The sequence below is a fragment of the Acrocarpospora sp. B8E8 genome, from assembly GCF_039871605.1.
Lineage (GTDB): Bacteria > Actinomycetota > Actinomycetes > Streptosporangiales > Streptosporangiaceae > Acrocarpospora > Acrocarpospora macrocephala.
In genome coordinates this window covers 1-19,425 of record NZ_JBDPLV010000098.1, presented here as the reverse complement: position 1 = coordinate 19,425, position 19,425 = coordinate 1, and the positions used below count along the sequence as shown (strand labels likewise).

General features: G+C 71.7%; 13 protein-coding genes. 5 read left to right on the top strand and 8 right to left on the bottom strand.

Going from position 1 to position 19,425, the window contains the following annotated elements:
* Positions 1–3: 3 nt before the first annotated feature.
* Positions 4–4,341: an FtsK/SpoIIIE domain-containing protein gene (locus tag ABGB08_RS49035; protein ID WP_347605644.1), complete on the bottom strand. Its 4,338-nt coding sequence runs from the start codon at positions 4,339–4,341 to the stop codon at positions 4–6.
* A 24-nt stretch (positions 4,342–4,365) separates the two neighbouring features.
* Positions 4,366–4,716 (bottom strand): WXG100 family type VII secretion target, encoded by a 351-nt coding sequence (locus ABGB08_RS49030; RefSeq protein WP_347605641.1) that lies wholly within the window; start codon positions 4,714–4,716, stop codon positions 4,366–4,368.
* 149 nt (positions 4,717–4,865) lie between these two features.
* Here ABGB08_RS49030 and ABGB08_RS49025 point away from each other — a divergent pair, with 149 nt between their 5' ends.
* The 3 genes from ABGB08_RS49025 to ABGB08_RS49015 are packed head-to-tail and all read left to right on the top strand — an operon-like array spanning position 4,866 to position 6,782.
* Positions 4,866–5,231: a hypothetical protein gene (locus ABGB08_RS49025; protein WP_347605638.1), complete on the top strand. Its 366-nt coding sequence runs from the start codon at positions 4,866–4,868 to the stop codon at positions 5,229–5,231.
* 1 nt (position 5,232) lies between these two features.
* Positions 5,233–6,075, top strand: a complete 843-nt coding sequence (locus ABGB08_RS49020; RefSeq protein ID WP_347605635.1) for a hypothetical protein — start codon at positions 5,233–5,235, stop codon at positions 6,073–6,075.
* Positions 6,069–6,782 carry a hypothetical protein gene (locus tag ABGB08_RS49015; protein WP_347605632.1) on the top strand — a complete coding sequence of 238 codons (714 nt, stop codon included), beginning with the start codon at positions 6,069–6,071 and terminating at the stop codon, positions 6,780–6,782. The genes ABGB08_RS49020 and ABGB08_RS49015 overlap by 7 nt, the downstream gene beginning before the upstream one ends.
* A 47-nt stretch (positions 6,783–6,829) precedes the next feature.
* Here ABGB08_RS49015 and ABGB08_RS49010 read toward each other — a convergent pair whose 3' ends face one another.
* The 5 genes from ABGB08_RS49010 to ABGB08_RS48990 all read right to left on the bottom strand — a co-directional run bounded on the left by ABGB08_RS49010 (position 6,830) and on the right by ABGB08_RS48990 (position 13,937).
* Positions 6,830–8,878 carry a transglutaminase domain-containing protein gene (locus tag ABGB08_RS49010; RefSeq protein WP_347605629.1) on the bottom strand — a complete coding sequence of 683 codons (2,049 nt, stop codon included), beginning with the start codon at positions 8,876–8,878 and terminating at the stop codon, positions 6,830–6,832.
* Positions 8,875–10,029: a DUF58 domain-containing protein gene (locus ABGB08_RS49005; RefSeq protein WP_347605626.1), complete on the bottom strand. Its 1,155-nt coding sequence runs from the start codon at positions 10,027–10,029 to the stop codon at positions 8,875–8,877. The genes ABGB08_RS49010 and ABGB08_RS49005 overlap by 4 nt, the downstream gene beginning before the upstream one ends.
* On the bottom strand, positions 10,026–10,994 hold the full coding sequence (locus ABGB08_RS49000) for a MoxR family ATPase (RefSeq protein WP_347605625.1): 969 nt from the start codon (positions 10,992–10,994) through the stop codon (positions 10,026–10,028). The genes ABGB08_RS49005 and ABGB08_RS49000 overlap by 4 nt, the downstream gene beginning before the upstream one ends.
* Before the next feature lie 13 nt (positions 10,995–11,007).
* Positions 11,008–13,125 (bottom strand): serine/threonine-protein kinase, encoded by a 2,118-nt coding sequence (locus ABGB08_RS48995; protein WP_347605622.1) that lies wholly within the window; start codon positions 13,123–13,125, stop codon positions 11,008–11,010.
* 143 nt (positions 13,126–13,268) lie between these two features.
* Positions 13,269–13,937, bottom strand: a complete 669-nt coding sequence (locus ABGB08_RS48990; RefSeq protein WP_347605619.1) for an FHA domain-containing protein — start codon at positions 13,935–13,937, stop codon at positions 13,269–13,271.
* 105 nt (positions 13,938–14,042) lie between these two features.
* Between ABGB08_RS48990 and ABGB08_RS48985 the strand changes: the two genes are divergently transcribed.
* Positions 14,043–16,616: a PASTA domain-containing protein gene (locus ABGB08_RS48985; protein ID WP_347605617.1), complete on the top strand. Its 2,574-nt coding sequence runs from the start codon at positions 14,043–14,045 to the stop codon at positions 16,614–16,616.
* A gap of 406 nt (positions 16,617–17,022) precedes the next feature.
* A complete protein-coding gene (locus ABGB08_RS48980) occupies positions 17,023–17,682 on the top strand; it encodes a hypothetical protein (protein ID WP_347605614.1) in 660 nt (219 codons plus the stop codon).
* 202 nt (positions 17,683–17,884) lie between these two features.
* Here ABGB08_RS48980 and ABGB08_RS48975 read toward each other — a convergent pair whose 3' ends face one another.
* Positions 17,885–19,309, bottom strand: coding sequence for an IS1380 family transposase (locus ABGB08_RS48975; RefSeq protein ID WP_347605611.1), 1,425 nt, complete (start codon positions 19,307–19,309; stop codon positions 17,885–17,887).
* Between the last annotated feature and the right edge of the window lie 116 nt (positions 19,310–19,425).

Sequence of the window (19,425 nt, the reverse complement as noted above, 5' to 3'; positions counted from 1 at the left end):
GCGTCACCGTGGAGAGACCCGCGGTACCTGGACGGACGTGCTCTGCCCGCGCCGGATCAGCAACGCACGACCCGCGATCTGACCGCCCCCCGTCGAGCGGGGAAGCTTGACCTCGAAGACCTCGCCGTCCACGTACGACGTCGGGTTGAGCAGCAGTCCTGATCGGGCGCGGCGCAGGCTGGCTATCCAGTTGCGATAGCGGAACATCGCCAGATCGTCGGTGGTTCCGGCGGCGATGACGAGGTTGCCGTCGTCGCGTGCGGTGTGGACGAGCCGGTCGAGGACGTCGGCGGCGACGCCCTCCGAGAGCCGTTCCGCGTCGTCGACCACCACCGCCAGCGGGCCGCGGGTGCGGGCGATCGTCTCCTCGAGGTCCGTTGCGATCGCCGACCCGTGCAGCGCCGCGACGACCCCGGGCAGGCCGGCGAGTTCCATCAGCGGGGATCGACGCGGGCAGCAGAGCAGGACCGAGAGCTCGCCGTTCTCACGGCCGCGCAGCGACGAGACGATAGCCGCGAGCGCGGCGCTACGGCCGGAGCGGGGCGGCCCGGAGACCAGGAAGACGGAGTCGGTGTCCATGAGGTCCACGTCGATCGGCCGCAGATGGTCGCCGCCGGCGCCGACCGTGCAGGTGCTCGGGGTGGACGTCATACGCGTGCCCCGCAGTTCTTCGAGTGCGGCAAGGTCGATCGAGGCGGGGAGCCGGTCGATCCGGTGGGGGCGGGCCGTCGCCGGTAGCCGCTCCCAGCGGTCGGTGAGGCGTTTGGCCAGGTCTTCCACGGCGGCGGCCTGCGCGGCGCCGTCCGGGTCGGGGGTCAGCAGGGCGATCTGCACCTCCATCCCGGCGGGGATCGCCATCGCCCGGCCCGGGGGCGTGGCGGACATGGCGCGCGGGTCGGCGCCGAAGACGGCCGCGTCGTCACGATCGGCCTGCCGGAGGACCAGCCTGGTGGCGGCCGTGCCGGCGAGGCGGTGGGTGAAGCCGGAACGGTCGGTGGTGAGCACGATGAGGATGCCGACCGCGGCGCCGCGCCGGAGCAGGCCGTCGAGGGTCTCGACGAGTCGGCCGCCGTCGGTTTCCGCGTGCCGGGCGAGGAAGGACTCGTACTGGTCAATGAGGAGCACCAGATAGGGGAGCCGGTCGGATGGGGCGGCGGTGGCGCGCTGTTCGCGGAGCGAGGCGTGTCCGCCGGCGGCCAGGATCTGGGCCCGTTCCGTCATCTGGGAAGTCAGCAGGTCGAGGAGCCGTGTGGTGCGGTCGGTCTCCGTGGCTTCGATGTAGGCGCCGCAGTGCGGGAGCGCTTCGAGGGAGGTCAGCGCGCGGTTGCCGTGGTCGAGGACGTACAGGTGGAGGTCGGCGGGGCTGCCGGCGGCGGCCAGTGAGGCCGCCAAGGTGCGGAGCGCCGTCGAGCGGCCACTGCGCGCCATCCCGGCGATCACGGTGGGTGCGGCCTGCTCCAGGTCCAGCAGGAACGGCGACTGGGCCTGACTCGCGGGCAGGTCGGCGAGCCCGATGTGGGCGATCGGGGGCGGAGCGCCGCCGTCTTCGGCGAGGGGGATCGTCAACCGGTCCGGGAGCGGGGGAAGCCAGGGACTCGGCGGCGCCGAGACGCCACTGTGCTCGGCCGCCTCCCGGATCGCCGCCACGAGAGCCGTCAGATCGGTGTTACCGGCGTGGCCGTCGTCCGGGCTGGCCGGGCCGTCCACGAGACGGGCCCGGCCGAGTTCGGTGATCCGGCGACGAGCGACGGTGACGGCGTCCGCGCGGGCCCGCGCGTCCGGCGCGTCGTCTCTCGGCCAGCCGATGCGGGCACACTGGAGGGTCGCCAGGTCGCCGTGCCCGGTGCGCAGGTAGGCGCGGCCGGGGTGGAGACGGGAGATGCGGGCGGCGTCGGGCACGTCGATGACGTCGGTGCTCTCGTCTGGGCGGGTGACCCGCAGGCAGAGGCGGAGGTTGACGTTCGCGCGGAGGTCCGCGTTCACGACGCCGCCCGGACGCTGCGTCGCCAGCACCAGGTGGACGCCGAGGCTCCGGCCGCGCATGCCGATTCCGACGACGCCGGTGATGAAGTCGGGGAGCTCCTCGACCAGCGTGGCGAACTCGTCGATGACGATGACCAGCCGGGGCAGCCGGCCGCCGGTGCGGGCCCAATAGTCCTCGATGTCCTTGGCCCCGGCCTCGGCCAGGATGGTCTCCCGGCGGCGCAGCTCGGCCGTGAGCGAGGCGAGGGCCCGGTCGGCCAGCCGGCCGTCGAGGTCGGTGATCATGCCGACACAGTGGGGCAGGTCGCGGCATTCGGCGAACGCGCTGCCGCCCTTGTAGTCGACCAGGACGAGGTTCAGCGCGTCGGGCGTGTTGCCGAGGGCGAGTGAGGCCACCAGCGTCTGCAGCAGTTCGGACTTTCCGGCACCGCTCGTTCCGGCGATCAGGGTGTGGGGACCGTCCCGGCGCAGGTCGACGGCCACGGGGCCGGTCCCGTCCACGCCGATCAGCGCCGTGGTGCCGCGTCCGCCGGGCTGGGCGGCCCAGCGCGCGAGGACCTCGTCGCGGTGCGGGCGGGCGCCGAGCCTGGCGAGATCCAGGTAGCGGACCCGCTCGGGCAGGTCGCCGTCTTCGCTGAACCGGGCGCCGAGTACCCGGATCGGCGCCAGCGAGCCGGAGATCTTCTCGGCGAGCTCCTGCGGCAGGCGATCCGTCAGCACCTCCTCATCGGGGAGGTCCGCTCCGGACACTTGGGCCCGGGCGCCGGACGAGTCGGCCACGACCGTTGTCCGGCACTCGTCGGGCAGATCGGACTCCGCCCGGTCCAGGCAGACGGCGTAGATGCCGACGCCCGGCCCCTCGGCCAGCAGGTCGGCCAGGCCGGGCAGGCTGCGCGCCCGGCGTGCGCCGTCGAGAACCAGGAGGAGCCGCCTACCCTGGGAGACCCCGCTCCGCAGCCCGGACCGTCGCTCCTCCATGATCCGGAGCAGCTCCGCGATCCGGGTCTCCGCCATCTCCCGATCGGTGGCGATCATCCGGCGGCAGGCCAGGTCGGGCCGGTGTGGGAGGGTGTGCGGCAACCAGGTCGCCCACTCCCAGTCCGGCGCCGTGTCCTCACCGGAGAAGATCACGAGGCCGAGATCGTGCGGCGCGTGCAGCGTCGCCGCCTGCGCGACGAGCGCACGGGCGATCGGCAGGATCGCCGCGCGCGGCCCGGCCACCCCGGCGACACCCGCGGCGACCAGGTCGAGAGCCACCGGGACGGCGTAGACGGTCGGCGGCTCCTCGGCGTCCGCGCCCTGACCGGTGAGCCGGACGTCGGCCGGTCGGTCGGCCAGCCCGACCCGCAACCGCCCGAAGTCGTCGTCGTCCGGCCGGCGTTCGAAGAGGCGGCCGGACGGGCCGGTCGCGATCCGCGTCACCGCCACCGGGTCGGGCAGCGCCTCACGGGCGGCCTTCTCCTGCGCGACCGCGATCGCGCCGAGCCTGGCCCGGACGGTGGCCATCTCGCTCTCGTACGCGCGAAGTTTCTCCTTGTACTCCCCCCGGCCGCTGCGGCGTTCGGTGATGACGTGGGCCACGGCCATCAGCGGCGACAGCGCCAGGAAGATCAAGAACATGGCGGAGCTCGGCATCAGCGCGTAGACGACTCCGCCGAGCACGAGCGGCAGCAGCACGGTGGCCAGCGGGAAGCGGATGCCCTTCGGCTGGTCGGGCGCGGACGGAACGGCCACTTCCAGACGTCTCCGTGGCGGCGCGATCCTGGGCGGGCGGTTGAACCGGCGTGCACCACCCACCTGGTCGAGTTCGGCGTCACCTGGGGCGGCGGGCCGGACCGTGACCATGGACTCGCCGATCCGCACCAGGTCACCCGCGGGCACCGGCGTGTCCGCGCCGATGCGGTGGCCACGCCAGCCGATGCCGTTGCGCGAGCCCGCGTCGGCGACCACCACGGTGCCGTCCGCGTTCAGGCGCAGTTCGGCGTGGCGTCGGCTGACCTCGGGATCGTCGAGCACCAGCCCGGCTCCCGGCGCCCGGCCCACGATCACCGCCGCGCCGTCGCCGAGCGGCACGGCGGTCCCGGCGCCGTGCCCGCCCACCACGGCGGCCTCCCAACGGGACGCCGGAACCGCCGCCGGAGCAGACGAGGGCGCGAACGCCAGGCGAGCGCCGGCGCGCAGCGAGGTGGCGGAGAGCGGCTGGTCGGGCCGCAGCCACTCCGACTCCAGATACAGCCGCGCGTCCGGCGTGCGGCCGATCGCTTCGACCAGGCCTCGGACGGTGGCCGACTCGCCCGCGCTGATCAGCAGCGGCGTCGCGGTCCCACCCTGGTCGGCGATCGTGACCTCGTACTCCATGGCAGTCGCTCCTTCACCCCGGGCTCAGCGGCCGTGGTCGATCGCTTCGGTGTCGCGGGCGTGGGCGTGCATCGCCGTCTCGGCTTCCTTGAGCGCGAGCTTCATCCGCTCCAGCGTCGGCGTGAACTCCTGCATCGACTGCTGCATGCGCTGCAGGCCGGGCCGGAACTCGCTCTCCCACTGGTTGTCGAACGAGGTGGCCCGTCGGCCCTTCCAGTCCATGCCCTTCACGCCCGCCGTGAGCGTGCCAATCATCGTCTGCATCCGGTGGATCCCGGCGTTCATGTCGCGGATCAGGGCGGTGGTCTCGACGTCCGCCTGGTGGCCGAACTTCCGCGCCAACTCGTGTGCCTGTGCCGGGTCGAGCTGGTACATGCGCTTCTCCTGTCGTCGGTCTTGACTGGATCCGACGTTAGGAACGAGACCGGGGTGGGCGGAATCGGAAGCCCTCCCCAATGCCCCCCGCGCTGGATGGGGAGGGTTTCCGATATCCCGGCGAACCGGGCGCGGGCGAAGCTGACCGGGTGAGCAACGTAGCTATCCTCACCGCGCGCGTGAAGGCCCTGCGCGACGCGGCCGACGAGGCCGACGGCCACGCCCAGGCGTGCCGGTCGGCGGCCAGACGAATCCACGGCATCACCGCCGCGCTGTCCGGGGTGTCCGTCGACACCGGCGCGATGCGCTCGAAGTCCGTCCGGGTCGAACGGGCGAAGACCAAGGCGGACGGCGCGGCCGGGACGGTTCGCTCCACCCGCGCGGCGCTGGACGGGATGACGGGCGAACTCCAGGCCATCGCCCGCAAGTACGACCACAAGGCCGACACCGCCCGAGCCGATCTCCGGGTCGCGAAAAGCCAGCTCGAGGCGGCCCTCCTAGAAGGGACCGGATGACATGTCGGCGTTCAACCTGCGGATCTTCGTGTTCGACGAACTCTTCGCCGCCGACGAGTCCCTACGCGGGCAGGCCCGGCGGGTACGTGAGGCGGCCGCCGACCTCACGATGCAGTCGGGGGATCTGCCGCCCGAAGCGCGGCAGGTCCTCGCGGGGCTGCCGTCGCTGCGCGGCTGGCTCGAACGCGCCGCAGACGCGCTGACGGCGGCGGCGGGGTCGTTCGGTGAGACCGGCGCCGCGGCCAAGAAGGCCGACAGACCGGGCATCGTGCCCGCCTTCGGCAAGGCGTTGAAGGAGAATTTCGCACCGCCGGGCGAACATGGCCCGCTCGGTCCCTACACCTGGCTGTTCGGGCGGCTGACCACCGTCAACAGCATCGCGATCAAATTGCTTCGCCATCGATACGGCTACGCCCACGCCCAGAACGGCCCACGCTGGCGCACCTTGCTCGCCGGCCCCAAGCTGCATTCTCAGTTGAGGACCTTGGTCGACCGAGCCGACAAGATCGGCAAGGTGGCGGGTCACGCCGGTCGCACTGTGCACGCGTTCAACAACCGCCTACGGGATGGCGCGAGCGTGGGCAGGGCAACCGCGGCGGCGCTGGGCGAATCCGCCACCGTCGGCGCGTGCGCGATGGCCGGTGCCAAGGCGGGCGCGGCGGTTCCCATCCCCCACCCGGGAGCCAAGTTGGCGCTCGGCATCGGCGGTGGAATCGTCGGCGGAGCCGCGTGTTCCGCTCCCGGCAAGTGGGTCGGTGACAAGGTCGCCGATGGGGCGAGCAAGGCCGGCGCGTTCGTCAAGGATCTGCTCCCCAAGCCGCCCAGGATCCGAGTGCCGTGGTGAACACAGCCGACGTCATCTCGCTGACCGGCGATGAGCTCACCGCCATCGCCCACGGCCTCGGCGCGGGGTCGTTTCCCGGAGTCGGCGCGAGCTGCTACGACGCCGTCGGTCCCGAGCTCCACTCGGTGCTGGACCACGGCTTCCTCATGTCGCTCGTCGCCCGTGGCCTGCTCGCCCCGGACGAGGACGGGGTGCTGCAACCGTCCGAAGAACTGGCCGTGCTGATCGGCGCGGTGGGAGATCACCGGGCCCACCTCTCCGTGGAGCAGACAATCTCCGGATCGGTGCTTCGGTGGGAGGTCATGACCAGCGACGCGGGCGTGGTGCGGCATCTCGTGGACGACCCCATCCACCTCTTCGCCCTCGACCCGGCCGGCACCGACCTGGCCGTGGTCCTGGCGGACCTCGTCGACCGGTCTGAAGGCTGCGGGGAGTCCGGGCGACGACGGCGATGTGCTTCAAAAGCAGCCGGCCTGGACGATGTCGTCCAAGCCCCTGAAGGCGGCTGGCGGCGGGTGACCCGGCTGGCCCGCGCCGACGTGAAAGGCGGCGCCCGGGTCGACGGCTCCCTGGCGATCCTCGACGGAGGCCCGGGTCAGATCTGGCTGGTCCACGAGGACGACGCCGATGACGTGCTGGTCGCCACCCCGGTTTCGGACTCCGAAGTGGACGCGGCGCTGAAGGCGATGGCCGTCCACGGAAACTGACGTTCAATCGAGCAACGGCCCGGCGGTCTGACCGCCGGGCCGTTTCGTCATCTCAGCAGGGGCCGTGGATCGAGGACCGCGCCGAGCCGTCGGGCGGGTGGCATCGTCGCCCGCACCTCGCCGTGGATCCGGGCCGCCGCCGCCCAGGCGTCGGCGCTGAGCGCGGGATCGGGTTCCTCCGGTGCGTACACGGCCCGGTCGACGGCGTCGGCGAGCGTCGGCAGGGCGCCCGAAAGGCCAGCGGCGGCCACGACCTCGCCGGTGGTCTGCGCCGGTCGCACCGGGATCCCGGCCTCCTGGAGGCGGTCGAGCGTCTCCCGCCACGCGCCCAAGACGGAGAGCCGGTGGGAGGGCGAGCGCCGCCTCCTGGCCCGGCGGACCGCCTTCGCCAGGGGTGTCGCCGCGACGAGCAGCGCGACGACCGCCAGCACCAGGGCCGCCAGCAGGGGCGCGACGGAGCCGGCAGGTTCGGCCGCCACGTCGTCCTCCTCGACGGGGATGGGGGCGGCCGGGGGCGGGGACGCGTCGGCGTCCTGGAGCGGATCGTCCAGCGGGGTGGATTTGCTGATGGTCTGCGGCGCGTCCGGCCGGGTGCCGATCGTGTTCCGCCACGGGCTCGGGTCGACGCCGACCCAGCCGAGGCCGGCGAAGTGGACCTCGACCCAGGCGTACACGTGCCGGCCTTCCGCGACGAAGGCGTCACCGGTGTAGTCGGGCCGCAGCCCCATCACCACCCGGGCCTCGTAGCCGAGGTGCCTGACCATGACGGCGTACGCGCTGGCGTACTGCTCGCTGGTGCCGCGCCTGTCCTGGAGGAGTCGCAGGATGTGGAAGTAGCCGTGCCCGCCGGGCGCTTCGGCGGACTGGTCGTACCGGAAGCCGCCGGTCTTGGTGAACGCGCGGTAGAGGGCGAGGATCTGGTCCGGTCCCGGGGACCAGCCGGAGACCGCCTTGCGGACGAAGCTGCCGATCCGCGGCGGCACGGCCGGGGTCAGGGGCGCCGACGCCCGCGTCGGCGTGGCCGCGAGGATCTCCTCGAAGGTCGCCTGGGTGATGGCCGAGGACGCCGAATAGCGGGTGGGCGGCGCGGTGTCGTCGGGGACGGCGACGTCGCCGGTGATCTCGTCGACGCCGAGGCCGGGCACCGAGACCTCAGTGGCGCGTCCGGCGGTGAGGAGCCAGTCGAGTTCGCCCGCCTCCACGTTCACCCGCTGGGTCAGCGTGACCCGCCGGCCGGCCGGTTCCCGGCCCGTCGGCAGCGTTCCGCCGGCGCGGCGGAAGTCGCCTTCGACCGTCCAGTAGGAGCCGTCGAACCTGGTCAGCGTGGTCATCCGCAGCAGGCTGCCGGGGTGGGACGCGGTTCCGGTGACGCGCAGCAGCCGGGCGCCGTCACGCAATGCCAGGTACTGCTGGAGCGGGCTCACCCCCGTACGTGGCAGGACCGGGGCGGCCACGAGGTCGCGGACGTCCGCGGGCGACCGGCCGAGCACCGGCGCGACGGGCCCGAGCAGCGCGCCGGCGGCGACCGCGACGACAGCCGTGAGCACACCTCCGGCGAGCGCCGAGGGCGAAGGCGCGTCGGGCCGGGCGGCGACGAGCAGGGCGACCAGCAGAGCCACCACCGGAAGCGCGTACCACCCGGGCAGCGGCGGCCCCGAGGCGCCGAGCGCCAGCGCGAGCAGCAGACACGCCAGCGGTGGCGCGGCGGCCGACAGCGGCCGGGCGGCGTGCACCGCGAGCAACCCGGCGGCCAGTGTCCCCCAGCCCGCCGCGACCGCGACGGCGGCTAGCGCCGGGCCGGACGGCTCGGCGGGCACCGCGCCGGTGAGCAGCCGCCGCGGGCCGTCGACCAGCCCGATGCCGCTGCCGGTGGCGACCATGGCGGCGACCACCACCAGGGCGGCGCCCGTCACGGTTGACGCGACCGGTGGCACCCGCGGGAGCGTCAGGGCTGCCGCGCAGGTTAGCGCCGCCGCCGCCATCACGGCGGCCATCGCGATCATGAAAGCGTTCGACACGCCGCCGAACACCGGCCAGAACGCGAACCCGGCGAGCACTCCGAGTGCCCCCGCGACGATGACCCGCATGGCCCTCATCCGACGTCTCCATTGATCATGCGGTGCCAGGCGGCGGTCGCCTCGACCGCCGAACGGGCGGTCAGCATGCCGATTCCGGGACGGCGGCGGACCCCCGTGTTTCCGCTCGCCGGATCGATCATCGCCAGCACGACCGGCGAGAATCGGCGGCGCTGCTCGGAGAGCCGGGCCATCGCGGCCGGCTCCAACTTCCCGGTGACCACGACCAGCGCGCCCCCGGACGACAGCCGGTCCAGCCCGCCGACGAGATCGGCCTCGTTCGTGGACTGCGCGAGGGCCAGGCGGTCGAGGGAGCCGGTGGCGCCGGTGGCGACCACGTCCGCGGGCCGCTCGCCCATGATGTGGAGCGTTACAGGGCGGCCGATGCGTTCGACCGCGCGCACCACCGACGCCGCGAACTCCACGGCCTCCTCGAACGCGTCGGCGTCCAGGGCCGAAGGGTGGGCGTCGAGCACCACGGTCGTGCTGGGTTCGGTGGTGTCCACGTGTTCCCGTACGGTCAGCACGCCGGTACGGGCGGTGGACCGCCAGTGGATGCGGCGGGGGTCGTCGCCGGGCACGTACTCCCGGAGAGAGGAGAACGTCACGGTGCCCAGCCGTGCGTTGTCGGTGGTCCGGCCCTCGTAGTCGAGGACGATCCCGACGGGCAGCGGGGGGATCGGATGGACCCGCGGGTGCACCCACAGCACCCCGTCGCCGGTCTGGCGCTGCCGCCACGCGAACAGGCCCGCCGGATCGCCCCGCTCTACCGTCAGCGGCCCGAGCCGCAGCCGCCCGCGCCGGTCGGCCCACACCGGGAAGTGCACGGCCCGTCGCCCTCTGCCGGCGAGCGCGCGGACCGTGAGCGGGACCTCTTTGCCGCCGACCAGGTCGACGGCGGTGAAAGCGGGCGCCGGCCACCGCGACTTGTTGCGCACGTCGAGCCGCCCTTCGGCGGGCTCCCCGACCGTCACCCGGTCGGGCCGGACCGCCCGGGTCAGCACGACCGAGGGCCGGATCGCGACCGCCGCCGCGGCTGCGGCCAGCATCGCCAGCCCGGCGACGGCCAGGACGACGAGCAGCCGATATCCGAGCGCGACGCCGGCCGCGTACGACACGATCGCGCTGATCGCGACGCTCACGCCGGTACCGGTGACCGTCAGCCGGTTCACGTTCGCTCCGCAGCGACAGGAGCCGGCACCCGTACCGTGTCGAGCACCTCCGCCAGCACGTCCGCTGCGCTCACTCCGCGCACCTCGGCCTGCGCGGACACCACCATCCGGTGGGTCAGGACGGCCGAAGCGGTCGCTTTCACATCGTCGGGCACGACGTAGTGCCGGCCCGCACACACCGCGTGCGCCTGGGCCGCCCGCAACAGCGCCAGGCTGCCGCGGGTGCTCATGCCGAGCCGGAGCGCCTCGTGCCGGCGGGTGGCGTATGCGATCGACGCGATGTAGCGGGCGATCTCCTGGGCGGTGTGGACCGTCGCCACGGCGCGGCGCACCCAGTCGATCTGCTCAGGAGAGGTGACGGGCCGCAGGACGGGCAGGGCCGCGCGGGCGCGTCCGGTGAGGATCTCCTCTTCCGCCGCCGGATCGGGGTGACCCAGCGAGATCCGCATCAGGAACCGGTCGAGCTGGGCTTCGGGCAGCCGATAGGTGCCCTCCAGGTCGATCGGGTTCTGGGTGGCGACGACGAGGAAGGGCGTCGGCGCCCGGTGGGTCTGGCCGTCGACCGTGACCTGGTCCTCCTCCATCACTTCCAGCAGCGCGGACTGCGTCTTGGGGGAGGCCCGGTTGATCTCGTCCGCGACGACCACGTTCGCGAACACCGGGCCCGGCCGGAACTCAAAGGCCCGGCGGTCCGGATCCCACACGGAGACGCCGGTGATGTCGGTCGGCAACAGGTCGGGCGTGAATTGGATGCGCTGCGACGTGCCGCCGATGCTCGCCGCCAGCGCCTTCGCCAGCGAGGTCTTGCCGGTGCCGGGGAGGTCCTCGATCAGCAGGTGGCCTCCGGCGAGCAGGCAGGAGAGAGCCAGCCGGATCGCCTCCGTCTTACCGCGCAGCACCTGTTCGACGTTGGCGGTCACCGCGTCGGCGACCCCGCGCGGGTCGGCGGAAGGGTAGGCGGTCATTTATCTGATGTCCTCACGTTGCTGGGGTCACACAGGTGGCGGGTGGGGGGATCTCGGGCGGCGCGGCGGTGACGCCCACCGCGATGACGAGGTAGCAGGACTCGCGGCCCGGCCGAAGGCCCTTGATCTTGTAGGAGGTCTCGTCGCCGGGAAGCAGAGCGGGCGAGACCGCACGGGCGCGGTCGCCGCTGACACCGACCACGAGGAATCCCTGGAAGCCGGGCAGCTTGGCCGCCTGGCCGGTCCAGGTGATCGTCCCGGTGCCCTTCGCGCCCACGGCGATCGACGCGGGCACGGGGTACTGCCGCGCGGACGGAGAAGGCGAGGGAGCAGGGGGATCGCCCTGCAGCCCGTTCTGCCACACGGCTCCTCCGGCCCCGATCGCGAGACCGAGCAGCACCGTCGCCGCCATGATCAAGGCGGGCCGCAGGGACCGGCGCGGCGGTGGTTCCGGGGGGCGCACGGGCAGCGGCCGTGCCGAGGTGAGCGTCATCGACCCCACGGAAGGCGGCGACTGGCGGGCCGGCTCGACCGGTGGCGGGGTGGTCTCGCCCGCCGGGCCGGATCTCGCGATCTCGGCCCACCGGGCGGCGGCCTCGGCGGCGGTCGGCCGCGTGTCCGGGGTCTTGCTCAGGCACGCGGCCAGGAGCTCCCACACGCGGTCGTCCAGGCCGTCCGGCCGGGAGGGGGTGCCGTCGAGATGCGCCCGAACCAGCGCGTCGATGCTCGCGGCCTGGAAAGGGAGCCACCCGGCCAGCAGTTCGTAGGCGGTCACGCCCAGCGCGTACACGTCGGCCATCGGGGTCGGCGGCCGTCCGGCCACGATCTCGGGAGCCAGGTACGCCGGTGTGCCGATCGGCTGGGTGTGGGACGCGCCCTCCACCGACCGCGCGATGCCGAAGTCGGACAGCAGGGCGACCTGGCGGCCGTCGCGCCGCGTCACCAGCACGTTGGCCGGTTTGACGTCCCGATGCATCAGCCCGGCGGCGTGCACAGCGGCCAGCCCTTCGGCCGTGTGAGCGACGAGTTCGACCGCGACGGCATGGGACAGGGGACCCCGCCGGGCCGTCCGGTGCAGGTCCTCGCCCTCGACGAAGTCCATCACGATGGCGATGACCCCGTCCTCCACGACCAGGTCGTGCACCTTCAGCAGGTGCGGGTGGTGGAGGCGCTGCAGGAGTTTGTACTCACGGACAAAGCGGGCCGTCGCGAGTTCGTCCTCGATGAGGTGCTCCCGGAGCACCTTCACCGCGACCTTGGCGTGGTCGTCGGTCCGGCGGCCGGCCCACACCTCGCCGCTGACGCCTGAGCCGATCCTGGTCTCCAGCACGTATCGGCTGCCGAGCTGCCGATTCCCGGGGGCGCCGGCCGCGCGCAGCGCGCGGGCGAACTCCCTCGGTGTGGCGGGCCGTTCGGCCGGGTCGGCGGCGAGCGCCGTGCGCAGCAGGTCGACGATCGGCTCCGGTACGTCGGCCCGCATCCGGGCCGGCGGCGCCGCGATCATCCGGGCCAGCGTGGCGGACCCCCGTCCGTGGGGCGGCCGCCCGTCGAGGAGGGTCCACAACGACCACGCGCAGGCGTAGACCTGCCCGGCCGGAGTCCACTCGTCGCCACGGAGCACCTCCGGCGGCTCCAGGCCGGTCCCTCCGCCGACCGTGGACTCCAGCTCCGCCAGCGCCGGCGGCAGCGGAGTGCCGAGCGCGATCACGCCGGGCCGCACGGTGTGCAGCCCGCGCGGCGGCCCGACCACGCCCCGCTCGGCCAGCGCCGTCAGACCGGCCGCGAGCGCCTCCGCGGCGGCGGCCACCTGTGCGGGCGGGAGCGGGCCGGTGAGCTCGGAACCGGGCCGGGACAGCAGAAGATAGGGCCGTCCCTCGGCGTCGACGCCGTGATCCACGATGGGCAGCACCACCGTGGGATCGAGGTCGGCGAGGACCGCCTCGAGCGCGCCGCACTCTCCGCGGATCCGGCGGGACAGGACGGGATCGAGATCCTCGACGACCACCAGGATCCGGACCGGTTCCCCGGTGAGGGCGTGGACGGCCGGAGCGGTGGCCAGGGGAGAACCGGACAGCGGCTCCAGCGGGCGCACGTCCGGGATGGCGGGCGGTGACATGGCCGGGGTAGGCACCTCGTTGTGATCAATGTCCGCCGAATGATGAGAAAGGGGATGCTGCGCACGCGGCATCACATCGAGGCGGCTGGGGTCCATAGATATAGGAGATTAGAGTGCGGGCCGTCCGAGTGATATGGGAATGTCTTCCCAACTCCGAATCAGGAGTTAATGAGACCTAGATCGTTTTTCGTGATCAGGCCCGTCGTCAGGGCGTACTCGGCGAGGGTGCTCAAGGCGTTCCATCCCTGCATGCCCGGAACGCCCGATTTGTCTAATCGGGTACGCAAATACTCGATTCGCTTGACCAAAGTGGTGCGGGGCCAGCCGAGTCGTGCGGCCGCCGCGGCGTAGGACTTCGGGTTCGGGTCGTAGCGGTCGCCCTCCCGGAGATAGCCCGCGAAGAGCGCGACGAGCGCCAGCCGGTCCTGGTCGTTGATCAGCACGCCTTCGCCGGCCGTCGTGGCCGTCCCGGTGCCCGCCGCGGGCGGCTGTTGCGCCGGCTCTGGGGCGTGCAGCACCAGCTCGTGGGTGTGCGCGCCTTCGACGACCACCCGGACGCGGCCCTCGACCGCCGCCCGGCTCAGCGGGGGCAGCACGCTGCGCAGGCCGAAGCGGTCGACTATCGCGAGGGGGCGCGTCTCGCTGGGGTTGCGGAGAAACCAGACGGATCCGTGGCACTCCACCACGCCGGCCACCCGCGAAATCGTCGTGTCTTCCGGTGGCAAGCGGACCGTGCAGCTTTCTCCACGTCCAAAAGTAAACAATTCTTCTGGTCCAACTTCGTATTTCGCCCCATTTGCGACAATTTGCAGCTCGCCGTCACCCACGACGCGGCTCCTCGCTCGTATTGGGGACTCCTCCCCATTCAATGGATGGCCTTACCTTTGTAGCCTGGCCGCCACACACGGGCAAATTGGGACGAAGGAGCTTTGGTGAAGCTGAAGTGGTTGCCTGGCCCCAGGCGCCCCGCCAACAGGGTCGGCGCCGCGCTGCTCGCCGTCGTCATGCTCGGCGGCGTTCTCGCCGCCGCGGCCGGGATCGGCTACACGGCGGCACGGCCCCTTCTGAGCGACGGGTCGGCGTTCCTGGGCAAAGGACACACGACCGCCCGCGTCAACAGCGAGACGGGCAGATCGGATGCCGAGGTCGCCATGCAACTGGCCACCGGCGAGGAGCAGCTCCAGCCGGTAAGTCTGCCGGGGGGCCGCCTGGCGGTCGTCAACGAGGACACCGGCAAGGTGATCTATCTGGACGCCGCGACCCTGACCGCCGACGCGTCCGCCGACGACCGGCCCGCCTCGGCCGGGAAGATCGATGTGGTGTCCACCGAGTCGGACGGATACCTCGTCGACTCGGAGAAGGACACGATCGACAAGATCGCCGTGCCGGGTGCGTCCAAAGGCGCGCCGCTGGCCGTCGAAGAGGGCATCAAGGAGGCCGTGCCCGCCGCCGACTCGATCTGGGTGGTCACCGACAAGGGCGACATCATCGAGGTCGCCGGCGGCCGCGAGGTCCGCCGGATCCGCCTCGGCGCCCCGCCGGTCGGCGTCACGGTCGCCGACTCCCAGCCGATCGCGGTCACCGAAGACGGCACCGCGTACGCGATCGACGGCGACGAGCCCAGGGCCGTCGGCAAGCTCGGGATGTCCGGCCGATCGGTCTTCCTCGGAGCCTGGCGCGGCGCGGGCCGGCACGTCCTCGCCGTCGATCCGAAGAGCCTCCGCCTGGCGGTGCTCGACCCCCGGACCGGACACGCCTTCAACGTCGAGCTGAACGCGGGCCCCCGCGCCGAACTCGCGGCGCCGGTGATGCTCGGCGACTTCGCCTACGTCCCCGACCACTCCGAGCCCAGGCTGTGGAAGGTCGACCTCCGCCAGAGAAAGGCCGTCGGCAAGCCGCTCGACGTCCCCGGTCAGCCGGGCGTCTTCGAGCTCAAGGTCACCAGCGGCCGGGTCTGGGCCAACAACCAGTACGACCGCAGGACCCTCGTGGTGGACGCCGGTGGCCGCCACCGCTACGCCGACAAGGGCGCTGGGCCGGAACTCACCGATACTGAAGGGCAGAACAGAGTGCCCGAGCAGCCGGAGGCGAAGCCGTCGACCGAGCCGACACGGTCCCCGAAGGTCGACATCGAGCCCTCCCAGCCCCCAGCGGACACCACGACGACCACGACGAAGGTCACCGTGCCCGCGATCGAACGCGGTACGCCCTACCAGGAGGCGTGCGCGACGATCACCCAGGCGGGCCTGCTCTGCCGGCCCGTACCGGCCTCCGAGGAGACGGCCGGACTGGAGGCGGGCGACGTGCTCGACACCCGTCCGGCGGCCGGTCGGCAGGTCGCGGAGGGCAGCCGCGTGGACGTCCGATACGTGGGCCCGCTGCTGACCCCCGCCGTGCGGGGGCTGCCATACAAGCAGGCCTGCCGTGAGCTGGCCGCCGTGAAGCTGAAGTGCGAGAAGGGCGTCGCCGTCGGCCCCGCCCTGGCGCCCGAGGAACTCGGCGTCGTGTCCGAACAGAATCCGCTCGCCGACACCGAGGTCGCCCGTGGCGACACCGTCGCCCTCACCTACCCCGAGACGATCGCGCTCCCGAACGTCACCGACCAGCCGTTCGCCGAGGCGTGTGAGCGACTCAAGCAGCAGTACCAGATGAGGTGCCAGAGCACCGTGGACGGACCGCCGCCCGCAGGGAAGCAGCCCGGCCAGGTCAGCACCCAGGCGCCGGCCGCCAACGCCGTCGCCGCGATCGGCGACCTGGTCCAGCTCCGGTACTACCGGGGCGAGAGCACCCCGGGCAACGTCGTTGGCACCCTCGTCACGGACGCCTGCGCCACCATCAAGAGTGAAGGGCTCGAATGCGTGCCCGCAGCGGGCAACTGCGCCGCCGGCACCGGCCGTCCCGTCAACGAGGTGTACGACCAGAATCCGCCCGGCGGCACCCCCGTCGCCGTGGGCGGCCGGGTCACCCTGACCCACTACAGCGAGAACTGCGCCCTGGGCAACTACGTCAACACGGCTCCGGACGCCGCCTGCGCCGATCTCCAGGCGAAGGGGTTCGTCTGCAACCAGGTTCACGTCCTCAACCCGACGCCGAACGCGGTCGTCGCCCAGGACCCGCCCGCCGGTCCGTCGAAGCTCGGCACCACCGTGACCATCCACTTCTCGCCCTGGGCGTCGGCCCCCTCCGCGCTTGGCACCGCCTACCCGCCCGGCACGGCGATCCCCGGCGGGAAGCTTGTCTACCACTACACGTGCAGCGCCGGCGGGGGAAAGTGTCGGGGTCTCGACCGCAACGAGTTCTACTCCCTGCTGCCGCCGGGCTCGCCCACGGTCGACGCCGATTTCCGGGGCGAAGCCCACGCCGTCCTCATGACCTGCGGTACCGCGGCCGGACAGCGGAAGGTGTGGCGCACGTGGAACGGCGGTTCGCCGCGTCACTACCAGCATGTCGCTTCGGAGACCCGGCCGGCCGCGGACGACAGCGAGGAGCTCGGCTGCGTCTGGTGACCGTTGTGGGATCGCAGGAATTCATGATGCGTTTGATGTCTGGTTCTGCGTTGGCGGGCTGAGAGGACTTCGCACTTCCCCAGCGGTCGGCTGGTTCATACCGCACCCGTGGGACTTGACGGCGCAGGACCGTGTTCTGATGGCGAAGCACCAGCAGCTCCGCCTCCCTGGAGGCGTCGCGCCGTAACAGCAGTGCGGGCAAAGACAGCAAGCGCCGGGTGACCGCGTACACCGTGGATAAGATCACGAAACATGATCCCAGGGATCCGGACCAGCCGCTCGGCGCCCCTCAATCCTTCCGTCCCACCAGATGAAGGGCTCTGCGCTGACAGTGATTCGAGTTCTTGAGCCCCACAGGCTCCCACGCAGGCTCATCTAAACTTGTCGGACGAGAACGAGAGTTTGCATGGACTTCGCCACTGACCTTCCCTGGCCATTCTGTCTTACCTGGTGCGATGACATAGACGTGACGACCTTAGTATCCGCGCTTCGGGCGGTCCCAACGGATGACGATGAGGAAGGGCATGCCGCGATCGTCGCGCCTCCCCGTAACGGCTGGACGGAGATCCTCGAACTAACGGCATCCGGGTTCTCCTTGACCGCCCAGATAATCGCGCTGAGTCAGAATTCTCGACGAGTGTTCACTGTGTTCTGGGATATCGATGGGAATAATTCGGTCACCTATGCGGTAGGCGGCCGGATCCGCGTCCGCTTCGTGCCCGTGATGTTCGAGCCTATAACGGCGATGTTCAATGTGAACGACCCCTCGCATCGCCAGGGCCTTGATCCCGATGCGATCAACCCGTATCTGGAGGGACTCGTATTCGAGAGCGGTTCTCTTGCGCGACATCAGTCGGGCGAGACGCGAGGAGGGGACTCCAATGATGAGATGCCCGTCCGGGAGGTCTGGCAGGAGTCGTGCATCAGAATCGGTGAGCGGCTGACGGGTAATCCGTTTGATCTGGACCGCTTCTTCCAGCCCGATGTACGGTTCCTGCGGATTGACTACGATGCTCTGTACGAAGAATATGGAGATCCTTACTCTGAGCCTGGATCCACCGTGTAATTCCTGGTGATCATTTTCGGGTCCAATTTCTCCACGAGGGCCGTTGCCGCAGTTGAAGGCCCTATTTTCGGGTGTGGGAGGGCTGCCGCGCGCGGGTCGCGGCTTGTCCACATGTGCATGGGCTCGGGGCTCTGGGGGCGCCGAAGGCGTAGGGTGACCGGCGAGGTCGTCGGTTGGGCGATGACCAGGGGTTTGCGGCGGGTCAGGCCACGCGGCGGCGGGGTGGCCCGTGGCCGGCGGCGAAGGCGTTCCGCCAGGCGCTCTGCCAGCGCCAGTGCTCGGGCAGGTGCAGCGTGATATGCCCGTTCCCGCCCGCACGGCCGTGCCGGGCCAGGCGCGCGGGGACCGCGATCAGCTGACGGCGCAGCGTCGCGCCGCGCGCTGTGGCGTGGAACGCCGAGGCCAGGCAGCCGGTCGCGCGGAGCAGGTTATGGGTGAGCACGGCCAGGGTCAGCCAGACGGCGTTCGCGGTGAACACCCCCGACGGCAGATGGGCCAGCGGCCCGTCGATCAGGTCGGCGTTGACCTGCTCCATGACCGCGTGTCCGCGATGCTGGGACTCGGCCTGGACCAGATGGAACGGGCTGTCGGTGAAGATCGCGTGGTAACGCCAGGTGGCGAACAACTCCTCCTGGCCGGCCTGCGCTTGAGGGTTGAGCCGCCTGACCCGGCGCACGATCAGCCGCGCGGTCACCGCCCGCTTCCTCTTCGACGCGAACGCGGTATAGGAGATCTCGGCGATCTCAGCGTTCGACACCCATCGGCCGGCCTGCTCGTCGAAGACGGCGTTCGGATACTTGATCGCGACCCACGCCGCCTCGGGAATGGCCGCGATCGCCGCTTTGATCTTCTTGTCCATCTTCGCGGTGACCGAGAACCGCACGTCGTGGTCGCGGCAGGCGGCCACCACCCCGGCGGTGTAGAACGCCGAATCGCCGCGTAACACCACCAAGCTGTCGGCGTTGGCCCCGGCCCCGGCGGCTTTGGCGGCGCCGATCGTCTCGCGGGCGAAGGACTCGGCGCCACGCCCGGACCCCGCCGACCCGCCGCGTAGCCTGCTGCCGCAGACCACCGGGGCCGCCACCGGTGTCGACAGCGTGGCCAGCAGCACGTTCAGGCCGCGCACCAGCACACTCTTGCCACCGATCTTGGTGTGCCCGAATCCCGACCCCTGCTTGGCGTACCCGTAGGTGCGCCGCTGCATCGAATCCAGGTCGATGAACGCCAGCACGCCGACATCGGGCAGCAGCGGCGTGCACGCGGCCAGACGGGCCAGCATCTGCCGGTTGACCTTCTCCAACTGCCGCACGTTGCCCCAGTCCGGCGCGCGCAGGAACGAGCCGAGCGTGGACGGGGCGCGGATCCCGTCGAACAGTTTGTCCATCCCGCCGTGCCGCAGCGCGTCCAGATCCTCGATGCTGTCGGCCCCCGCGGCCATCCCGGCCACAATCGAGGCCACCTTCGCGGGCGCGTTCACCCCGAGCCGGTCGCCGATCGCCACGTGCTCGCCGACCAGGGCAGCCAGGCCACAGCGCTCGGCCAGCCGCATCACCGGCTCCAGCCCGGCATAGGCGACTATGTGCTCCTCATCGAAGATCGCGTGAGTCCTGGCCAGAGCATGAAACAATGCCGGGTAGCCGGAGCACGTTACCGTGCTCCGGCCCCCTCAGAACCGTACGTGCCACTCATCGCGGCATACGGCTCAAGCAAGCCACAACGGCCGTCAGGTTGGCTGTGCTGGTT